Source organism: Bradyrhizobium sp. MOS001, from assembly GCF_004634465.1.
Lineage (GTDB): Bacteria > Pseudomonadota > Alphaproteobacteria > Rhizobiales > Xanthobacteraceae > Bradyrhizobium > Bradyrhizobium barranii.
Genome location: NZ_SPVJ01000006.1, coordinates 261781 through 281824, shown reverse-complemented (window position 1 = coordinate 281824; position 20044 = coordinate 261781). Strand labels below are relative to the sequence as shown.

The 20044-nt window shown below is 65.4% G+C and carries 22 protein-coding genes; 3 read left to right on the top strand and 19 right to left on the bottom strand.

The window, feature by feature from the left end; translation table 11 throughout:
* Positions 1–15: 15 nt before the first annotated feature.
* Both CT676_RS43970 and CT676_RS12335 read left to right on the top strand, forming a co-directional pair.
* Complete coding sequence (locus tag CT676_RS43970; RefSeq protein ID WP_155257924.1) at positions 16–183, top strand: hypothetical protein; 168 nt, start codon at positions 16–18, stop codon at positions 181–183.
* Positions 184–222: 39 nt separating this feature from the next.
* Positions 223–1068, top strand: a complete 846-nt coding sequence (locus CT676_RS12335; RefSeq protein ID WP_135214740.1) for a tetratricopeptide repeat protein — start codon at positions 223–225, stop codon at positions 1066–1068.
* On the opposite strand, the gene CT676_RS12330 is transcribed toward CT676_RS12335, so the two are convergent.
* From CT676_RS12330 to CT676_RS12285, 10 genes are all read right to left on the bottom strand, one after another.
* The gene (locus CT676_RS12330) at positions 1058–1777 is read right to left on the bottom strand and encodes a hypothetical protein (protein ID WP_063981063.1); all 720 of its coding nucleotides are present in this window, start codon (positions 1775–1777) and stop codon (positions 1058–1060) included. The two genes, CT676_RS12335 and CT676_RS12330, sit on opposite strands and share 11 nt — an antisense overlap.
* A 135-nt stretch (positions 1778–1912) precedes the next feature.
* On the bottom strand, positions 1913–2260 hold the full coding sequence (locus CT676_RS12325) for a RidA family protein (RefSeq protein WP_135214739.1): 348 nt from the start codon (positions 2258–2260) through the stop codon (positions 1913–1915).
* Positions 2261–2272: 12 nt separating this feature from the next.
* Positions 2273–3394 (bottom strand): FAD-dependent oxidoreductase, encoded by a 1122-nt coding sequence (locus CT676_RS12320; protein WP_135214738.1) that lies wholly within the window; start codon positions 3392–3394, stop codon positions 2273–2275.
* Positions 3391–4809, bottom strand: a complete 1419-nt coding sequence (locus CT676_RS12315) for a (2Fe-2S)-binding protein (protein ID WP_135214737.1) — start codon at positions 4807–4809, stop codon at positions 3391–3393. The genes CT676_RS12320 and CT676_RS12315 overlap by 4 nt, the downstream gene beginning before the upstream one ends.
* Positions 4806–5102: a (2Fe-2S)-binding protein gene (locus CT676_RS12310; protein WP_063981059.1), complete on the bottom strand. Its 297-nt coding sequence runs from the start codon at positions 5100–5102 to the stop codon at positions 4806–4808. Before CT676_RS12310 ends, CT676_RS12315 begins: the two co-directional genes overlap by 4 nt.
* Positions 5103–5131: 29 nt before the next feature.
* Positions 5132–6268: an FAD-dependent oxidoreductase gene (locus CT676_RS12305; protein ID WP_135214736.1), complete on the bottom strand. Its 1137-nt coding sequence runs from the start codon at positions 6266–6268 to the stop codon at positions 5132–5134.
* A gap of 8 nt (positions 6269–6276) precedes the next feature.
* Entirely contained in the window at positions 6277–7083 is an 807-nt protein-coding gene (locus tag CT676_RS12300; protein ID WP_135214735.1) for an ABC transporter permease, read from the bottom strand.
* A complete protein-coding gene (locus tag CT676_RS12295; RefSeq protein WP_135214734.1) occupies positions 7080–7955 on the bottom strand; it encodes an ABC transporter permease in 876 nt (291 codons plus the stop codon). Before CT676_RS12295 ends, CT676_RS12300 begins: the two co-directional genes overlap by 4 nt.
* Positions 7952–8992, bottom strand: a complete 1041-nt coding sequence (locus CT676_RS12290) for an ABC transporter ATP-binding protein (protein WP_135214733.1) — start codon at positions 8990–8992, stop codon at positions 7952–7954. The genes CT676_RS12295 and CT676_RS12290 overlap by 4 nt, the downstream gene beginning before the upstream one ends.
* Before the next feature lie 23 nt (positions 8993–9015).
* Positions 9016–10053 (bottom strand): ABC transporter substrate-binding protein, encoded by a 1038-nt coding sequence (locus CT676_RS12285; RefSeq protein WP_135214732.1) that lies wholly within the window; start codon positions 10051–10053, stop codon positions 9016–9018.
* A gap of 274 nt (positions 10054–10327) precedes the next feature.
* On the opposite strand from CT676_RS12285, the gene CT676_RS12280 reads away from it, so the two are divergent.
* Positions 10328–11245, top strand: coding sequence for a LysR substrate-binding domain-containing protein (locus tag CT676_RS12280; protein ID WP_028161125.1), 918 nt, complete (start codon positions 10328–10330; stop codon positions 11243–11245).
* Here CT676_RS12280 and CT676_RS12275 read toward each other — a convergent pair.
* The 9 genes from CT676_RS12275 to CT676_RS12235 are packed head-to-tail and all read right to left on the bottom strand — an operon-like array spanning position 11235 to position 20027.
* Entirely contained in the window at positions 11235–12608 is a 1374-nt protein-coding gene (locus tag CT676_RS12275) for an amidohydrolase family protein (protein WP_135214731.1), read from the bottom strand. The genes CT676_RS12280 and CT676_RS12275 overlap by 11 nt on opposite strands.
* On the bottom strand, positions 12605–14188 hold the full coding sequence (locus CT676_RS12270) for an ABC transporter substrate-binding protein (protein ID WP_135214730.1): 1584 nt from the start codon (positions 14186–14188) through the stop codon (positions 12605–12607). The genes CT676_RS12275 and CT676_RS12270 overlap by 4 nt, the downstream gene beginning before the upstream one ends.
* Before the next feature lie 22 nt (positions 14189–14210).
* The gene (locus CT676_RS12265) at positions 14211–14867 is read right to left on the bottom strand and encodes an aspartate/glutamate racemase family protein (RefSeq protein WP_135214729.1); all 657 of its coding nucleotides are present in this window, start codon (positions 14865–14867) and stop codon (positions 14211–14213) included.
* An 8-nt stretch (positions 14868–14875) separates the two neighbouring features.
* A complete protein-coding gene (locus CT676_RS12260; protein ID WP_135214728.1) occupies positions 14876–15760 on the bottom strand; it encodes a polysaccharide deacetylase in 885 nt (294 codons plus the stop codon).
* Positions 15747–16562: an ABC transporter substrate-binding protein gene (locus CT676_RS12255; RefSeq protein ID WP_167768037.1), complete on the bottom strand. Its 816-nt coding sequence runs from the start codon at positions 16560–16562 to the stop codon at positions 15747–15749. The genes CT676_RS12260 and CT676_RS12255 overlap by 14 nt, the downstream gene beginning before the upstream one ends.
* A 15-nt stretch (positions 16563–16577) precedes the next feature.
* Positions 16578–17342 (bottom strand): amino acid ABC transporter ATP-binding protein, encoded by a 765-nt coding sequence (locus tag CT676_RS12250; RefSeq protein ID WP_135214726.1) that lies wholly within the window; start codon positions 17340–17342, stop codon positions 16578–16580.
* Positions 17339–18196 carry an amino acid ABC transporter permease gene (locus tag CT676_RS12245; RefSeq protein WP_167768036.1) on the bottom strand — a complete coding sequence of 286 codons (858 nt, stop codon included), beginning with the start codon at positions 18194–18196 and terminating at the stop codon, positions 17339–17341. The genes CT676_RS12250 and CT676_RS12245 overlap by 4 nt, the downstream gene beginning before the upstream one ends.
* Positions 18193–19017 (bottom strand): ABC transporter substrate-binding protein, encoded by an 825-nt coding sequence (locus CT676_RS12240; protein ID WP_135214724.1) that lies wholly within the window; start codon positions 19015–19017, stop codon positions 18193–18195. Before CT676_RS12240 ends, CT676_RS12245 begins: the two co-directional genes overlap by 4 nt.
* A 53-nt stretch (positions 19018–19070) precedes the next feature.
* Positions 19071–20027 (bottom strand): N-carbamoyl-D-amino-acid hydrolase, encoded by a 957-nt coding sequence (locus CT676_RS12235; RefSeq protein WP_135214723.1) that lies wholly within the window; start codon positions 20025–20027, stop codon positions 19071–19073.
* Between the last annotated feature and the right edge of the window lie 17 nt (positions 20028–20044).

Sequence of the window (20044 nt, the reverse complement as noted above, 5' to 3'; positions counted from 1 at the left end):
CCGTGAGCAAGGCGGATGGGCGTTGCGGTCGGGGTGAAATCCATGGATGCGAAACTCCTGATTGATGTCTCGCTGATAATCCCGCCGGGCGCCGAGATCAAGGCGCATTCCGTGCGACGCGTCCGCGCCAATCAGCAAAGCATCACGAAGCTGTTGATGGACGCTGCATGGGGCATGCGGTAAGGGGCAAAAAACAACGTGTCTCAACCAAGAGGCCATCTCTTGAGCGGCAAGCCGAATAGCCCCCTCGCCCAACTGCTTCAGCAAGCCTTTCTGGCGCTACGTGCAAAGCAGTTCGACATTGCAAGGCAGCTTGCGACCGAAGCCCTGAAATCAAATCGCACCGACCGGAATGCCGTGCTGATCCTCGCCCATGCCCTGCTCGGCCAGGAGCGTGCGGAGGAGGCGATTGCGCCGCTGGAGAAAGCCGCGAAGCGCAATAGCGATCCCGAAATCGAGACGCTGCTCGGCCATGTGCTGTGTGCCGCGCGGCGCAGAAGCGATGGACTGGCGCAACTGCGGCGAACCACAGCGCGCCGTCCGCCCTATCTGCCCGCGTTCCAGGAGCTGGCGGGCCAGCTTGCGAACGCCGGCGAGGTTGGCGAGGCGGTCGGGATGATCGAGCAAGCCCTCGCGCTCGCCCCGGCCAGCGTCGATCTGCAACTCGACCTTGGCCGCATGCATGTCCGGAATAACAATCGCGCCAAAGCGCGTACCGTGCTGACCGCGGCGCGCGCGATCGGGCCGGGACGCACCGATATCCTGACCGAACTTGGCTGGGCCGAGCTTCTCGACGGCGCCTATGCGGAGGCCGCCGACACCTACCGTCACGCGCTCGGGCTTCGCCCGGACGACGCTCTCTCCCGCGCCAATCTCGCGATCTGCCTGATGGAGATGGGCGAACGCGATGGCGGCGAGGCGGCGCTGCGGTCCGTGTATGGCGGACGGCCGCAGATGCTCAGCCGCGCCGCCCTCACACTCGCCGCCTCGTCGCACGGCCGCTTCTTCTTCCGCCCGAGCGCCGCGGCGAAATTCCTGGGAGCCAGGCCCGAGCGGGCTACGCCCTGAATTTCCGCCGGTACAGACCCGGCTCGCGCTTCAGCGCGGCGCGCAGGGCGTGGACCTTCTGCGCTTCATCCTCGGTGAAGGCCGAGGTCTGCCGCGTCCAATCCTCACGCTTGACCGGAATGCATTGCGCGATCGGTGTGCCCTTGGGCAGCACGCCGCGAAAGCCCGTATTGTGCCAATGCGCCGGAAAGTGGATCCAGCTGTCGCGATAGCGATCGCAATCGACGAGGCCGCTCAGCGTGATGAACGGCAGGTCGAAGCGATTGACCGGATGGGTGAAGAACAGCGAATAGCCTTCCGGCGCCTCGATGGTCCAGAGATTGTGAAACTTGATGACGAAGCGATCGGCCTCGAACAGCGGCGAGCCGGTGAGCTGGCCCTGATCGTGAAAGCTGATCGGCGAGCGCGGAAAATCGATCTCACCGCCGGGCGGGATGTCGTTGTCCCAGCTGATCTCGCCATCCTCGACCCTGATATCGCAGATTAGCGGGATCAGGAAACCGCATGTCATCGCGTCGATGAACGGCGGGCAGCGCTTAACCGTCTCGTCATCCTGCTGATTGAGGGCACTGAAGGCCGTGGTCGGCATCGCCTTGAGCCAGTCGGGAACGCCGAGATTCGCCGGCACCGGCTGCGGCAGCAGGCCTTCGAGTTCTCCGGGGCAGCGAAATTTGATCGCGAGCTTGTTGTTATTATTCTGCGAGGACATTGGGCATTCCAGCCGAGTCCCCTACTGATAAACGGAAACTGCGGCGCGTCAAAGCGCCGCAGCTAATCCAGACCATTACATCTTCGTCATGTTCGGATCGACGGCTCTCTTCACGGGCCCGTGAGAAGAGCGCAATCAGCCCTTGAGCGCAGTGACCACCACCTCGATCAATGCACCGCCGCCGAGATCGGCAACGCCGACCGTGGCGCGCGTCGGTAGGTTGTCACCGAAGAATTCGGTCCAGACCGCGTCCATCTCCTTCTTCTTGGAAAGATCCGTGACGAAGATCGAGGTGCTGACGACGCGCGACCTGTCGGTGCCGGCTTCCTTCAGATAGCCGGCGATCTTGCCGAGGATGTTGCGGGTCTGGTCGCCCATGGACACGGAAGTGTCGTCGGCGATGGTACCGCCGATGAAGACGAAGCCGTTGGCCTCGACGGCGCGGTGCATGATGGGCGTGCGGATGCTGCGGGTGATGCTCATGATGTCCTCTTCTTAGAGCGTGGAAGGATGGAAACGGCCGATGCCGAGATCGCCGATTCGGGTCTGGGTGCCGCCATTGACGATCAACTCGGCCATCACGGCACCGGCGCCGGGGCCGAGCTGAAAACCGTGCAGCGAGAAGCCGAACTGATGATAGAGGCCCTTGTGGCGGCTGCTTGGTCCGAACACGGGGATATCGTCCTTCATCTTCGCCTCGATGCCGGCCCAGGCGCGGACGATCGTCGCGCTGCGCATCACCGGGAACAGCTCGAACACGGTGCGCGCGCTGATCGCGAGGCTCTTCCAGTCCAGCACGGTCTCGTTGCGATCCTGATAGGGCGTCGCCAGATGGCCGCCGCCAATCAGCACGGTGCCGTTGGAGAATTGCTTGAAGGACAGTTTGCGCCCGCGCAGGATCACGACGGGGTCGATGAAGTGCGGCACGCGCGAGGTGATCATCAGCATCGGCGCCACGGTCTCGACCGGAACGGGCTCGCCGAGTGCGGCCGCAATGTTTCCGGCCCAGGCGCCGGCGGCATTGACGAGCACCGGCGCGGCAAAGGTTTCAGTGCCGACATCGACGTGCCAGAGGCCGCCGCTCTGACGGATGTTGCTGGCCGCCATGCCCTCGCGCACGGTCGCGCCGAGCTGCTCGGCCTTGCGCCGGAACGCCGTCGTTGTCTGCGCCGGATTGGCGGCCCCATCGCGGCGCGACACCACGCCGCCCGGACATGTCTCAGCCACGGCCGGCACCAGCCGCCGCAATTCAGTCGCGTCGATCAGCTCTTCATGGGTGAAGCCAAGCGCGTTCAGCTCGGCGACCCGCGCGCGGCAGACCGCGAGCTCCTCCTCGTTCTCCGCGACGAGAACCTGACCGTAACTCTCAAAGCTGCAATCGTCGTCGAGGAGATCGGTGATCTTCTCCCAGATCCCCATCGAGCGGATCGAGAGCGGGATTTCCGGGATGTGGCGCGCGAGCTGGCGGACGCCGCCGGCATTGACGCCGGAAGCATGGCGGCCGGCGTAGTCTTTCTCGATCAGCACCGGCTTCATGCCGGCGAGGCACAGATGCAGCGCGGTCGAGCATCCGTGGATGCCGCCGCCGACGACGATCGCATCCACGTTTTGGGTCATCCGCGCACCACCGCCTTGACGTCGGCCTCGCTCTTCGGGACGGAGGCGAGCTCGGCGAGCGTGATCGGCTTGACCGGCGCGCGCAGCCGGTAATAGCCGATCTCCTGTGCCGTCTTGCCCCGCGCCTGCGCCATCAACTCGGTGACCGTGAGGCCGCAGAGCCGGCCCTGGCACGGCCCCATGCCGGTGCGGCGATAGGCCTTGAGCTGGTTCGGGCCAGTCGCGCCAATGGCGACGGCATCGAGAATGTCCTTCGCGGTGACTTCCTCGCAGCGGCAGACGATGGTGTCGCCCGAGGGAATGCGGAACTGCGGCGCGGGGCGGAACAGCATGTCGAGGAAGACGCGGCCGCGCTCGGCCTTGGCGAGATCGGCGCGGAGCGTCGCCATCGGCGCAAGTTTTGTCACAACCGCAGGCGCCAATGCCTCCACCGCCGCGCGCGCCGCGATGCGGCCACGGACCACAGCCGCATTGGCACCACCGATGCCGGCGCCGTCACCAGCGATCGCGATGCCCGCGACCGACGAATTGCCGCTCGCGTCGAGTACCGGAGACCAGCACAATTGCAGATCATCCCAGCGATGCTCAATACCGGCGGCCATCGCCAGATTGACGTTGGGCACGACGCCCTGATGCAACAGCAGAAGATCGGCAGGAATGGTCTCGCGCTTACCACCCGCGACATAGCTCACATTCGCGAGCTGGCCATCACCGGATGCTGAGAGCTCGGTGACGCCGGAGACGACCTGCACCTTCGCCTTCACCTCGCGCATCATCGACAGGCCCTTGGTGAAATAGGGCGAGGTCAGGAAGGCGAAGGCATGCGGCAACGCGGCGAAGTAGTTGCCGCGCTCGGTGGTGTCGAGGATGCGGTCGATGCGGCCGCCCAGCCGCAAGATCTGCGCGGCGAGCAGCCAGAGCAGAGGCCCCTGCCCCGCGATCACCGTGCGTCCGTCAGGCACCAGGGCCGATGATTTCAGCATCGTCTGCGCCGCGCCCGCGGTCATCACGCCCGGCAAGGTCCAGCCGGGAATCGGGAACGGCCGCTCCAGCGCACCGGTCGCAAGGATCACGCGCTGCGCCTTGAGAAAAGCGGACGCACCGCCGATCGAGACGGCGATCTCGAGATTGCGGTCGAGGCTCCAGACGGTGGCGCGATGGATAACCTCGGCGCGGCTCGCGCGGAGCGACTGAACGAGGTCGGCACCGACCCAATAGTCGGCGCCGAGCTGACTGCGCTCTGTCACCGGCGTCGACGAGATGGCACGAAACACCTGGCCGCCGGGGCCGATGTTCTCGTCGAGCAGCAGCGTCGACAGGCCGGCTTCGGCGGACGTCGCAGCGGCCGCGAGGCCGGCGGGCCCGGCGCCGATCACCACGACGTCATAGGCTTCGCGCTTGGGAGCTACAGTCATTTTCCGATCTCCCGCTTGCCCTTCTGAATCTCGATCTGCATGCCCTCGGCGACGGGCACGAGGCAGCCCTGGCGGTTACCGACGCCGTCGATGGTGACGAGGCAGTCGAAGCACACGCCCATCATGCAATAGGGCAGACGGGGCGCGCCGCTCACTGCGGTGGAACGGCGCGCATCACAGCCGGAGGCCAGCAGCGCGGCGGAGACGGTGTCGCCCTGGCGCGCCGCGATGGCCGTGCCATCCACGAAGATCTGGACCTGCGGTCGCTTGTCCTGTTCGGATCGTCTAAACATGGGATGCCTCTTGGCTCCTTTAGATATCTCTAATAGCCGCTGTTGTTCGCAGCACCGGCGGCGCCGAAACGGCTGGCCGAGAACGCGCCGACCAACTCCGGCTCGAGCGCGCCAGCTGCGACCATGCGCGCGATCTCGAAGGCGTGGTTGGAGGCCAGCGTCACGCCGGAATGGCAGCAGGCGACGAAGGCACCGGGATGCGTCTCCGACTGGTCGTAGATCGGAAAGCCGTCCTGCGGCATGACGCGGATGCCGGCCCAGCTCCTGACCACGTTGAGCCGCGCCAGATGCGGAAACATCCTTTGCGCGCGATCGGCCATCACGGCACTGACCGAATGCTTCAGGGCGCGATCGTCGAGCTCGTCCTCCTTGCTGTCGCCGATCATCACCGTACCCTCGTCGGTCTGGCGGATCGTGGTCAGCGGATGTGGGAGGAACGGCATGGTGCGCTCGGTCACCACGATCTGGCCGCGGGTCGGGCCCATCGGCGCGTAGAGGCCGACCATCGGCGCCAATGTCTGGTTGGCATTGCCGGCGGCGAGCACGATCTTGGCGGCGCGCAACTCGCCCTTCGGCGTGGTCAGGCGGAATTCGCCGCCGCTCTTGCTGATCGCCGAGACCGGACGCTCCGGAAAATAGTCGATGCCGAACGCCCTGAAGCCGGTGTGAAACGCGCGGAAGGTCCGCAGCGAATTGACGTGGCCGTCGAGCGGACAATAGCTGCCGCCGGAAACTTCCGGCCCGATCAGCGGCAGCGACTTCTTCACTTCAGTTGCGGAGAGCATCTCCATCTTGTAGTCGGCGGCGCCGGTCTGATTATGCATGCGCTTGACCAGCTCGGTGCGCTGGCCGAATTCGTCGTCGCCGAGCGTGAGATGAAAGCCGCCATTCTGCTGAAGCGAGACATCGAGTCCGGTTTGCTGCTTCAGTTCCGCGGCGAGCCTGCTCCACGCTTGCGACGCCTGCACGGTCCAGACCGTGTAGGCCGGCATGCCCAGTCCCTTGCTCTGCACCCAGACCAGCGCAAAGTTCGCGCGCGAGGCGCGCTTGGTGATGTCGCCTTCGTCGAGCACGGCCACGCTCTTGCCGAGCCGGCCGAGGCCCCAGGCGATAGCGGAGCCGAGCAATCCGCCGCCGACAACGGCGACGTCATAATCCCTGGACATGAGTTCTCCTATCGTCCCGTATCGCCCTTGCCGGCGAGCACACGGTCGAGCCCGTAGAAGCGGTCGAGCAGAATGAGGGCGGTCATGGTAACAGCGATCACGCAGGCCGAGACCGACGTCACCAGCGGATCGATGTTGTCCTGGATATAAAGGAACATACGCACCGGCAACGTCTCGGTGCCGGGTGCCGCGAGGAAGACGGTCATGGTGAGATCATCGAACGACTGGATGAAGGCGAGCGCCCAGCCGCTGATGACGCCGGGCAGGATCAGCGGCAGCGTCACGCGGCGAAACAGCGTCCAGCCGTTGGCGCCGAGCGAGACTGCGGCCATCTCGACCGAGAGGTCCATGCCGGTCGCCGCCGCCAGCGTCAGCCGCAGCGCGAACGGAAACACGATGATGACATGCGCGATGATCAGCGCGGCAAAGCTGCCGCCGAGGCCAGCCGAGGTGAAGAAGCGCAGGAAGGCGATGCCGAGCACGACATGCGGGATCATCAGCGGCGACAGGAACAGCGCCGCGAGCGCATCGCGGCCGCGGAAGCGATAACGCGCGATCGCCAGCGCCGCCGGCGCCGCGAACAGCAGCGCCACGAAGGACGAGAGCGCACCGAGCCCCAGGCTCACCCAGAAGGCATGGATGAACTCGGGATAGTTGGCGATCGCCCTGAACCAGCGCAGCGAAAAGCCGTTGGTCGGCAGCGACAGAAAGCCTTCCGGCGTGAAAGCAACGAGGCAGACCACGAGGATCGGCGCGACCATGACGACGACGAAGATGGTGTGGAAGATCAGCGCGAGCGGGCCGTTCCGGCTCATCGGAACACCTCCGCGTAGCGGCGCTCGATCAGCGCGTTGCTTCCGACGACGATCAGCACCAGCGCGACCAGCAGCAGCGTTGCGACCGCTGCACCGAGCGGCCAGTTCAGCGTGTTGAGGAATTCGTCATAGGCCAGCGTCGCCGCGACCTTGAGCCGACGGCCGCCGATGATCGCCGGCGTCGCGAAGGCACTGGCCGAGAGCGAAAACACGATGATCGCCCCCGACAGCACGCCCGGCATGATCTGCGGCATGATGATGCGGCGGATGATGGTCACGGGCCCCGCACCGAGCGACATCGCCGCGTTCTCGATCTGCGGGTTGAGCCGCTGGAGCGCGGCCCACACCGACAGCACCATGAACGGCATCATCACATGGGCGAGCGCAACCACCATCCCTGTCTCGGTGAACATGAAGGGAATGGGCGAGCGGATCACGCCTGCCGACATCAGGAGCTTGTTGACGAGGCCGTTGTTGCCGCCGAACAGCAGCGCCCAGCCGAGCGTCCGCGCCACCACTGAGATCAAGAGCGGCCCGAGGATGATCAGCAGGAAAAAGCTCTTCCAGCGGCCGCTCATGCGATTGAGGATGTAGGCTTCGGGTGCGCCGAGCAAAGCGGTGAGTAGCGTTGTCAGGATCGCGATGCGAAACGTCCGCCAGAACATTTCTGCGTAATAGGGATCGGTCGCGATCTCGTGCCAGTTCTTGAGGATGAAGACCGGCTCGATGCCCTTGTACTGGCCCCAGTCGTGGAACGACAGCATCACCGTCATCGCCAGCGGAATCAGCAGCACGCCGACGAACAGCATCAAGGCGGGCGCGGTCAGCGCCCATGGCGCACGCGCGTTGCGCTCGTCAGCGGCCGTGCTCATGCGCCGGCCCTCGCGCGCACGCTCATGTCCTCGGGCCGCCAGACGAGGCGAACCGCCTCGCCCTCAACCGGCGGCACCGTCCCGTCATTCTGGCGAATCACGATCGCGGGCCCGCATTCGCTGTCGCACTGGAACAGCCAGTGATTGCCCTGAAAGATACGCGTGACGATCTTTGCGCTGAGCCCCGTATCGCCAAAGCCGATCCGTTCAGGGCGAATGCTGACAGTGACAGGGCCACTGAGCCCGGCCGGCGCCGGCGCGTTCCAGGAGCCGGCAACCAGCCGCACCGGCGTCGCGGTCCGATCAATCGTCGCCGCAAAATCGTTGGTCTTGCCGAGGAACTGCGAGACGAAGGCCGAGGCCGGCTTCTCATAGGTCTCCTGCGGCGAGCCGATCTGCTCGATGCGGCCCTGGCTCATCACCACGATGCGGTCGGACAGCGACATCGCCTCGTTCTGGTCGTGGGTGACCAGGATCGTCGTGGTGCCGATGGTGCGCTGGATCTGGCGCAGCTCGATCTGCATCTCCTCGCGCAGTTTTGCGTCGAGATTGGACAGCGGCTCGTCGAGCAGCAGCACACTCGGCTTGATCACCAGCGCGCGCGCCAGGGCCACGCGCTGCTGCTGACCTCCGGACATGCGGCGCGGATGGCGGTCCTCGTAGCCTGCGAGGCCAACCATCGCGAGCGCGGCGCGGACGCGCTCGGCTCTTTCGGCGCGCGGCACGTTGCGCATCTCGAGGCCGAACGCGACGTTCTCCGCCGCCGTCATGTGCGGAAACAGCGCGTAGCTCTGGAACACAATGCCGAGCCCGCGCTTCGCGGGATGGATCGCGGTCAGGTCCTTGCCCTCCAGGCGGATCGCGCCGCGTGTGGGATCGAGGAAGCCCGCGATCATCTGCAGGGTCGTGGTTTTGCCGCAGCCGGACGGGCCGAGGAAGGAGATGAACTCCCCCTTCCCCACCGACAGACTGAAGTCATCGACCACAGTCTGCGCGCCGAACTGTTTTGCGACCCGATCGAGCTCGAGATAGGCCATGCGCTGCCTCCGCTACGATCAGATCAACGCTCGACCTCGCGATTCCAGCGCTTGGTCCACTCCTCGCGCTTCTCGTTGATCACAGTCCAGTCCGGATTATAGAGCTTTGCCGCGCGCTCGCCGATCGGCGCCATCTTGCCGAGCTCCGGCGGTACCACCAGTGATTTCAGCACCGGGCCGTAGCCGTAGTCCTTCAGCATCACGAGCTGGATTTTTGGGTCGAGCAGCATCTTGACGAAGTTGGAGGCGAGCGGCGAGGCATTCGGCTTGGTGATCGGACACGCCGTCGTCAGCAGCGTCGCCGCGCCTTCCTTCGGATAAACGAAGTCGACGGGGAAGCCGGTGTTGGCAAAGCTCTGCACGCGGCCCGTGCCCCACACCGCGATCACGGCCTGGCCGGATTGGAACAGCTCGGTCATCTTGCCCGGCGACGGCTCATAGGCGAGCACGTTCGGATTGATCTGCTCCTTGAAGATCTTGAAGCCGGAATCGACGTTGGTCTCGCCGCCGCCGTTCATCTTCGACAGCATCACCAGCGCTTCGAGACCGTAGGTGTTGTTGATCGGCGGGATCACGAGCTGTTTTGCGTATTTCGTGTCCTTCAGATCGTTCCAGGAGGTCGGCGGCGCCCAGCCTTTCTCGGCGAACACCTTGGTGTTGTACATCAGGCCGGTCGCGACGATGCCGATCGCAACGGCGCGATCGTCCTTGAAGCGCGCGGTGTCATAGAGATCGGCGGCCGGCAAGCCTTCGAGCTTGCCGCAGAAGCCGAGCTGGATCGCCTGGTACATCGGGCCGTCGTCGACGATGGCGACGTCGATCTGCTGATTGCCCTTCTGCGCCTGGAGCTTGGCCAGCGTGTCAGTGGAGTTGCCGGCGACGTACTCGACCTTGACGCCATTCTCCTTCTCGAAGGCCGGGATCACCTCATCGCGGATGGTCTTCTCGAACGAGCCGCCGTAACCGGCGACATAGAGCGTTTTCTGCTGGGCCGAGGCGGCCGACAGGACGGCAATGAGCGCTGCGATGCTGACCGCGGTCAGAAGGCTGAGAGTCTTCATATGGACCGATCTCCAATACCGGAATGAGGTGACGTGCCGACAAATCTCTGACTGAGGCGCCTTCCGCATTTCCTTCCGCGCAAACCCCTCTCCGGACAGGGCTCCGGCCCCTGTTCGCTAGGTTTTGGCGCGATCTGGAGGTTCGAACCCCTCCAATCTGCCGAAAAAGCGGGCTGTCTCCAGTCCTGATGAAAAAGATCGCAAACCCTGGCTTCCATCGTCCAATGAATAATGGCACCCTCTGCATGCCTAAATGTTATGGATAGAAATTGGGATGGCGCGGATCAATTCGCGGCAGGTGGAGGCCTTCCGCGCGACGATGCTGACGGGCAGCGTGACTGAGGCGGCGGCGCTGATGACCGTGACGCAGCCGGCGGTCAGCCGGCTGCTGCGCGACCTCCAGGCGCTGCTGAAAATGGAGCTGTTCGAGCGGCGCGGCACTGGCCTCGTGCCGACCGCCGCGGCGATGGCGCTTTATACCGAAGTGGAGCGCTCCTTCGTCGGGCTCGAGCGCATCACGGCGGCCGCCGAGGAAATCCGTGGCCGCCGCACCGGCTCGCTGCGCATCGCCGCGCTGCCGGCGCTGTCGAACGGCTATCTGCCGCGGCTCGCCGGACATTTCCTGAAAGAACGGCCCAACCTCAACCTCGCCTTCTTCGGCGTGATCTCGCCGATCGTGGTCGATTGGGTGCTCAACAATCAATGCGACATCGGCTTTGCCGAGGTGCCGATCGCCCATTCCGGCCTGCCGAGCCAGCGGCTGCCCGCGTTGGCGCGCGTCGCGGTGCTGCCGACCGGTCATCGCCTCGCGGAGAAGCAAGTTCTGGAGCCGCGCGATTTCGAGGGCGAGACGTTCATCTCGCTGTCGGCGGGGTCGTCGAGCCGTCACCTCGTCGACCAGGTCTTCCATCGCCACGACGTCCGCCGCGTGCTCAGGGTCGAGACCACGCTGTCGGAGATCATGTGCGGCATGGTGTCATCAGGGCTTGGCGTCGCGATCTGCGATCCCTTCACCGCGCAGGAATTTTCCACCCGCGGCGTCGTCGTGCGCCGCTTCCTGCCGCGCATCGACTTCGAATTCTCCGCGGTCTTTCCGGCGCAGCGCAGCCCCTCGCCGGTGGCGCTCGATCTGGTCGAGACCATGCGCAAGGCGCTGGTTGAATTCGAGGACGACGCAACACTCAGCCGTTGAACGCGGCCTGCGCCTCCGGCAGGTCCCAGATCTTGCCGATCGCCGCACTGCCCGCCGCGGTGATCGCCGCTTCGTCCGCGCCGAGATAGCATCCCTCATCGACTAGCATGCGGCCGTCGACCATGACCTGATCGATGTTGGCGCGGTTGGCGAGCGCGATCAGCGCGCGGCGCGGATCGAACAGCGGCTGAAGATGCGGATGGGTGAGATCGACGACGGTGAGATCGGCCGTCGCGCCCGGCTCGATCCGGCCGAGATCAGGCCGCTTGATGACGTCGGCGGCCACGGCCGTGTTGGCCTCGATCAGTTCCGGCGAATTGGCGACATCGGCGCGCTGTGACGTGACCTTGGAGATCAGCGAGGCCGCGTTGAGCTCGCCGAGCAGATCCATGTTGTAGCCGTCGGTGCCGACCACGGTGCGCACGCCGTGCTCGGCAAAACGGCTGAACGCTGCAGTGACGCCGGCGCGCGCGAACACGCGCGGGCAATTCAGCACGGTCATGCCGCGCGCGGCCATCAGCTTGAGATCGTCGTCTGAGCTGAACATGCAGTGCGCCGCCATCAGGTCTGGCGCCAGCAGGCCGAGCCAGTCCAGATATTGCGCCGGCGTGCGGCCGCCATAGCGATTGCCGATGGTCTCGACCTCGGCGCGGCTCTGCGCCATGTGCGTCGTGATGGGCGCGCCAAGCTCGCGCGCCCGTGCGGCGCAGGCTTTCAGCAGATCGGGGCCACAGGTGTCGGTGGCGTGCGGACTCATGGCAAGACTGATGCGCCCGTCGCCGCGATTGTTCCAGCGCTGATAGAGCGCGTCCCACGTTGCCATGTCGGCGGTGCCGTCGTCGCCGGAATAATGCACCACGCCATCAGGGCCCGCCTTGGCATCTGACGTCGAGAACAAATAGGGCGCGCCGTAGAAGCGGATGCCCATTTCCTCCGCCGCATCGAACATCTCCGGAATTGAATTGCGGAACGGCTCCATCACGGTGGTGGCGCCGCCCTTGAGGAGCTGAAGGATGCCGAGCCGGGCGACCGCGAGGCGCTCTTCCGCCGACAGGATATCGGCGCCGCGCTTGGTCAGCGGCAACAGCACCGTATAGACGATGCTCTGGTTGTTCTTGCGACCGTTGCCGTCCTCGGTGTGGCTGCGCGCCACCGCTTCGGAGAAGCAGTGATTGTGCAGGTTCAAGAGACCGGGCAGCACGAAGCGGCCGGGGCGATCGTAAGTTTGATCCGCACTCGGCTTGCTGCGCATGATTGCGGCAATCTTCTTGCCTTCGACCAAGATCCAGTGGTCGCGCAGCACATCCTGCACGCCGTCTTTCCGTGACAGCACATAGCTGCCGAAGATTGCTGTGGTGCTCATGCGGGGCGTACGTTCCAGAAGACGGCGGTGCCGTCGAGAATGCCGGTGATGGCTTTGCGATAGGCGGTCGGCTGCTTGTACAGGCCGATCGGAATATAGGGGATTTCCTCGAACGCCACCGCCTGGATCTCGCGGCAGATGCGCTGCTGCTCGGCAAGCTCGGAGGCCGCCAGCCACTGGCTGCGCAACGGCCCCATCCTCTCGCTCGCATACCAGCCGGCGACCTTGCCTTCGCCGCGGATGTTGGTGTTGCCGGCCGGATTGAGCCAGTCGATGCCCTGCCAGTTGCCGACCGCCGCACTCCAGCCGCCCTGCCCGATCGGGTCCTTCTTGAGCTGGCGCTGCAACACGACGGCGAAATCGAGCCCGGCATATTCGACGTTCATGCCGGCCTTGCGCAAGCTGTCGACCGCGATCTCGCCGAGCGGTTTTTGCGCCAGCGAGTTGGTGGGGACCAGCACCACGACCTTCTCGCCATTGTAGCCCGCGGCCTTCAGCTCGGCCTTGACCTTGGCGTAGTCGCGCGGACCGCGGAACACGTCGAGGCCGACGTCGCTCGCCATCGGGGTATCCGGCGCGAAATAGCCGATCGGCGAGACCTGGAAAGCCGGATCGGTACCGGCCACGGCCGTCATGAACGCGGACTGGTCGATCGCACCCAGCAGCGCGCGGCGAACAGCAGGATTGTCGAACGGAGGCTGAAGATGATTGAGGCGCAGCATGCAGGCGTAGCCTCTGGGGTCAAGGATGCGCGTCTCGATATCGCCGGCCGCCTTGATGATCGGCAGCAGATCGTGCGGCGTGGTCTCCTGCCAGTCCTGCTCGCCGGTCTGGAGCGCGGCGACGCCGGTGCCGGCATCGGGCGTCGTGGTCCAGACCACGCGATCGTAGTGCACGATCTTCGGTCCCGCGGTCCAATCCGGCTTGCCGTCGGTGCGCGGCTGGTAGCGCTCGAATTTGGCATAGGCGTTGCGCGCGCCCTGCACGCGCTCGTCGGCGAGATAGCGGAACGGGCCACTGCCGATCACCTCGGTCAGCGGCTTGAACGGGTCCTGGCTCGCCAGCCGCTCCGGCATCATGAAGCAGGGATTGATCGCGGCCTTGCCGAGCGCCTGCGGCAGCAGCGGGAACGGACGCTTGAGACGGAAACGGATGGTGCGGTCGTCGGCAGCCGAGAGCTCGGCGGTCGCCTCCAGCAGTTCACCGCCAAAGCCGTCGCGCGCGGCCCAGCGGCGGATGCTGGCGACGCCGTCGCGGGCCAGCACACGTTCGCCATCGTGCCACAACAGGCCGTCGCGCAAGCTGAGGTCCCATTGCAGCAAGTCAGCGGAGATGGCGTGGCCCGACAGCATCTGCGGCGAGACCTGCAGCGAGGAGCTCATGCCATAGAGCGTATCGTAGACCATGAAGCCGTGGTTTCGCGACACCTGCGCGGTCGAATAGATGGGGTCGACGAAGGCGAGGTCGATGACGGGAATGAAGCGCAAGGTACTCTGCGTTTCGGCGCGGACGATGCCCGGCAGCGACAGCGCCGGCACTGTTGCGGCAGCCTTGAGGAGCGAGCGGCGGGAGATAGGCATTACGAGAGGCTCCTGAAGGATCTTACGTGTTCAACAAGACCGCGCCGATCGCAGCGGCCACAGCCTGCTGCGCCGGCTCGATCACGGGTACGCCGATCGCGTCCGCGATCGCCGCGCGGTGCGACGCCATGCCAGCGCAGCCCATCACCACGACATCGGCGCGGCATTGCGTGACCAGCGCGCGGCCGGCGTCGATCAAGCGGCCGCGGATGTCGGCACCCGCTGTCTCCGCGGCACTCGCGCCGACCGACCAGCTTCCGGCGTAACGGCTGTCGACGCCCATCACCCGCGCCATGCGTTGCTGGCGGCGGATGCTCGACGGCGACAGCGCGATGACGCCAAAACGTTCGCCCAGCATCAGCGCGCGAAAGATGCCGCATTCGGCGATGCCCAGCACCGGACGGCGGCCTGCCGCCTCGCGCACCGCATGCAAGCCGGGATCGCTGAAGCAGGCGAGCACGAAAGCATCCGCATTGTCGCGCGTGACGCGGTTGACCAGCGGCATGACGACGCTGTCGGCATCGCGCTGCGAGCTGATGCCCGGCGGTCCCTCGGCGAGGCCGACCACCTCGATGTCAGGTCCGCCGGCGATGCGCAACGGCGCGACCGCCTCGTCGATAGCCGCCGTCACCGACGCCGAGGAGTTGGGGTTGATGACGAGGATGCGACGACGGGTCATGGTACTGCTCAGCGGTTACCGGCTTCGTGGCGCAGGAAGTTTTCCGCGATCTTCTCGCCGGTCGTGATCCAGACATCCGGGCACGACTTTGCGTAGGTCAGGAACTCGCGCAGCAGGCGTAGCCGCATCGGACGGCCGCTGCATTGCGGATGCAGCACGGTCGTCACCATCGCGCCCCAATCCCTGGTTTCGTCGAGTTCGTCCTTCCAGATCGAAAGCACGTGCTCCTTGGGGAAGATCGAGCGCGGGCTGAAGCGGGCAGAGAGGCCGTGCATCCAGTCGTCATAGCTCGCGGTGACCGGCAGCTCGATCGTGCCGGGCTTGCCGTCGGCGAGACGATGGCGGTAAGGCCGCACGTCGTCGCGGAATGAGGACGTGTAGACGATGCCATGACGTACGAGTGCTGCGCGCAGCTCCTCGGTGAACTCGCCATAGGGCGCGCGATAGCCGGTCGGCCTGACGCCGAGCCGGCGCTTCAGCGCCTCGAAGCCGCGCTCCAGCTCCTCCTCGATCCAGGGATCGCCGGGATCGGGCAGCAGGTGGTGATAGCCGTGATGGCCGATCTCGTGGCCCGCCTTGAGGATGGATTCCGCCATCGCCGGATGCGCGTCGACCGACCATCCCGTGACGAAGAAGGTCGCCTTGAGATCGAGCTGGTCGAGCAGCTCCAAGAGTTTGGGCGTACCGACGCGGGCCTCATAGCCGCCATAGCTCATGGTGATGAGCCGCTGCGCGTGCACCGCGTCCTTGCTGGTCCACGCGCTCTCCGCGTCGACGTCGAAGGACAGGAACATCGCCGAAGTGTACGGCTTCGGCCAGGGATATTCCGGCGCGAGATCGGCGGTGTTGGCCGGAACGAGCGGGATGCTCTTGAGTGCCTTACTGTCCAGCATTGATGGTCGCCTTCTCTAATCCGTTGTCGTTCAGTTTCCACTTGGCAAGCAGGGTCTTGTAGGTGCCGTCGGCGATCAGCGCATCGACCGCTTCGAGAATGGCCTGCTGAAGTGCCTTTTCCTTGACCGGCAGGGCGATGCCGGTGAATTGCTGCGCGATGGGCTCGCCTACGGACGCATAGGCGCCGGGCTCGAGGTCCATGATGTAGGGCAGCGTCTCGTTGCCCTGGGCGGCGGCATCGATGCGGCCCTGCCTGAGCTGGGTCCGCGCGTCGGCCGAGCCGTCGGTGCCCACGAACTGGATCGGATTGCCGCCGCAATTCTTCTCGCTCCACGCCGCGATCTGCGCCGGGAACATGGTCCGGCGGCTGGCGCCGACTTTCTTGCCGCAGAGCGATGCCGCGTCCTTGAACTCCGCCTTGCGCGACTGCTGCACGAAGAACTGCGGGCCGCTCCTGAGATAATCGACGAAGGACGCGATGTCGTGACGGCTCGCGTAGTCCGTGAAGCCGGACAGAATGGCGTCCACGCGCCCGGTCGAGATCGACGGCATGAACTCGGCAAAGCTGGTCTCCTGCCATTCGATCTTGACGCCGAGCTTGCGGCCGATGGCTTCGCCGAGATCGATGTCGAAGCCGGACAGCGCGTTGGTGGCGGGATCGCGGAACTCCATCGGCGGATAGTTCGGCACCAGCGCCACCTTGAGGCTGCCGCGCTTGGCGATCTCCGCCGGCAGCTCGATCGCCAATGCCGAAACGGTCATGGCGCCGAAAAGCGCCGCCGCAACCCAAAGTCTCTTCATCAACACGCCCCCATCTCAGATCACTGCCGAAAGAAATGCCTTGGTGCGCTCCTCGCGCGGCGCACCCAATACGTCCGAGGCGCGCCCCTGCTCGACGATCGCGCCCTGGTCCATGTAGACGACGCGGTCGGCGACCTCGCGCGCGAAGCCGAGCTCGTGCGTCACCACCATCATGGTCATGCCGCTCTTCGCCAGCTCCTTCATGACCGCGAGCACCTCGCCGACGAGCTCCGGATCGAGCGCGCTGGTCGGCTCGTCGAACAGCATCAGCATCGGCTTCATGGCGAGCGCACGCGCAATCGCCACGCGCTGCTGCTGGCCGCCGGAGAGCTGCGCGGGATACCAGTCCGCCTTGGCGGACAATCCGACGCGCCGGAGCAGTTCGAGCGCCTCCGCGCGCACCTCGTCGGATTTGCGCCCCTGCACCTGAAGTGGACCTTCGGTGATATTCTCCAGCGCGGTCTTGTGCGGAAACAGGTTGAAGCGCTGGAACACCATGCCGGTCTTGAGCCGCTGCCGCCCGATCTCCCGCTCGCTGAGGCGATAGAGCCGTCCGCTTTGCTCGCGCACGCCAAGCAGCTCGCCGTCGAGCCAGATGCCGCCGGCATCGATCGCGGCAAGCTGATTGATGCAACGGAGCAGCGTGGTCTTGCCGGAGCCGGAGGCGCCGATCAAACACATCACCTCGCCGGGCCAGACGTCGAGCGAGACGCTTCTGAGAGCCTGGAACTCGCCAAAGCTCTTGCTGACGGAGCGGATCGCGACGAGGGGTTTTGTCATCGCGCCAGCCGCAATGTGCCGCGGGCAAAACGGCGTTCGAGCAGCATCTGGAGCGGCGTCAGGATCGAGACCACGAGCAGGTACCAGAGCCCAGCAACGATCAGCAGCTCGATGACGCGCGAATTGGCGTAGTAGATGTTCTCGGCGTTGTGCAGCAGTTCCGGATACTGGATGACGCTCGCGAGCGAGGTCGCTTTCACCATGCCGATGAACTCGTTGCCGAGCGGCGGGATCACCACCCGCATCGCCTGCGGCAGGATGATCCGGCGCAGCGCGCGCAGCCGCCCCATGCCGATCGCCTGCGCCGCCTCGTATTGCCCGATGTCGACCGACAGCATGCCGGCGCGCATCACCTCGGACGTATAGGCGCCCTGGTTGATGCCGAGCCCGAGCAGCGCGGCAAGGAACGGCGTCATGACGTCGACCGCGCGCGCAGACCACAGGCCGGGAATGCCGATGGTCGGAAACACCAGCGCGAGGTTGAACCACAATAGCAGTTGCAGGATCAGCGGCGTACCACGGAACAGCCAGGTGTAGCCCGCCGCGACCGTCTTCAGCACCGGATTGGGCGACAGCCGCATGACCGCGACGACGACGCCGAGGACAATGCCGAGCGCCATCGCCAGCACCGCCATCACCATCGTGTTGACGATGCCTTCGAGAATGACTTTTGCGGTCAGGAAGCGACTGACATAGGACCATTCGATCTGACCGCCGGCGAAGGCGCGCACGATCGCCGCCAGCACGACGACGATCAGGGCAGCGCTGAGCCAGCGAAACCAGTGCGGCTCGCGCGCGATCCGCATCCCCGACAGATCAGGGAAACCCTCCGCGAGTGCCGGCACCGGCTTCATTGCGGCGCCGCATTCAGCATGGGCTGGGCCACCGCGTTGGCCCCCAGGCCCCATTTGTCGAGAACGGCCTTGTAGGCGCCGTCGGCGATCATCGCCGTGAGCTTCTCCGTCACCACCTCGCGCAAAGCCGCATCGTCCTTGCGGAACATGATGCCCTGGTAGCCTTTGGCGAAGGGCTCGCCGACGACGCGATATTTGCCGGGCTCCTGCGTCTGCGCGTAAGGCAGCGTCTCGCTGCCCTGCACGGCGGCGTCGATGCGACCCTGCTTGAGCTGGTTGCGGACGTCGATCGAGTTCTCGCCCGGGACGTACTGAATCGCCGGCTTGCCGGCCGGCTCGCAGTTCTGCTTGCTCCACTTCTCGATCTCGACCGGGAAGCTGGTGCTGCGGGTGGTGCCGACCTTCTTGCCGCAGAGATCCGCCGCGTCCTTGGCCGCATTGTCCGCCATCACGAAGAACTGCGGGCCGGTCGCGAGGTAGTCGACGAAATCGGCGGTCTCGCGCCGCGAGGCGCGGTCGGAGATGCCGGAGATGATGAAGTCCGCGCGCCTGGTCTGGAGCGACGGGATCAACTCGGCGAACGGCGTCTCGCTCCAGACGATCTTTACGCCAAGCCGCTTCGCAAGTTCGTTGGCCAGATCGACATCGAGCCCGACGAGCTCGTTGGTGGCGGGATCGCGGTACTCCATCGGCGCGTAGGTGGAGTTGACCGTGAGCTTCAACGCGCCCGCCTGCTTGATCTCCGCGGGAAGCTCCGCCGCTTGCGCCGACGTTACGGTAGCCAGTACTGCGAGGCCGAGAGAGAGCGAGAGGCGTATCATGTCAGCTCCTTTGCCAACGTTTTGCTTTGAGTCCTTTGCCAGCGCCGTGCCAGTCAGTCCGCGTCGAGAACGGCCGGCTCGATGACGCCGGCGCGTTCGGTGATCACCCTGTATTGCTCCGGCCGCCGGTGGGCGGCGAAATTGAACATCTTGTCCTTGCCCTGGCGGCAGAGATCGAGATCGATGTCGGCGACAATGACTTCGTCCGCCAGAGTCTGGGCCTGCGCGACGATGCGGCCGTTGGGATCGACGATGCAGGAGCCGCCGATCAGCCCGGAGCCGTCCTCCTCACCCGCCTTCGCCACCGAGATCGCCCAGGTCGCGTTCATGTAGGCGTTGGCCTGCGTCACCAGCGTCGAGTGGAAGGTGCGCAAGGACGCATCTTCAGTGACGCCGCCATTGGGGTCATAGGCCGCCGAATTGTAGCCGATGCAGACCAGCTCGACGCCTTGCAGGCCGAGCACGCGCCAGGATTCCGGCCAGCGGCGGTCGTTGCAGATCATCATGCCCATGATAGCGTGGGCCCAGGCCGAGCCGGCGCGGAAAGCGGGAAAGCCGAGGTCGCCATATTCGAAATAGCGCTTCTCGAGCTGCTGGTAGCGCGCGCCTTCGCGCGGCTCGACCGAACCGGGCAGATGCACCTTGCGGTAACGGCCGAGAATCTCGCCGTCGCGATCGACCAGGATGGCGCAATTATAACGGCGACCGTCCGGTGTCAGCTCGGCATAGCCGACATAGAAGCCGACGCGCAGCGCGCGCGCACGGTCGAACAGTTTTGCCACGGCCGGGTTCGGCATGCCGCGCTCGAAATAGTGGTCGAGCGCGGCGCCTTCGAGCAGCCAGCGCGGGAAGAAGGTGGTGAAGGCAAGCTCGGGAAACACCACGAGGCTGGCGCCGCGACCGGCGGCCTCCTCCAGCATGTCGAGCATTCGCGCCAGCGTATGCTCGCGCGTATCGGCTTTTTGCGTCGGCCCCATCTGTGCGGCGGCGGCGCGAAGGACACGAACCAAGATTGCCTCCAATATGT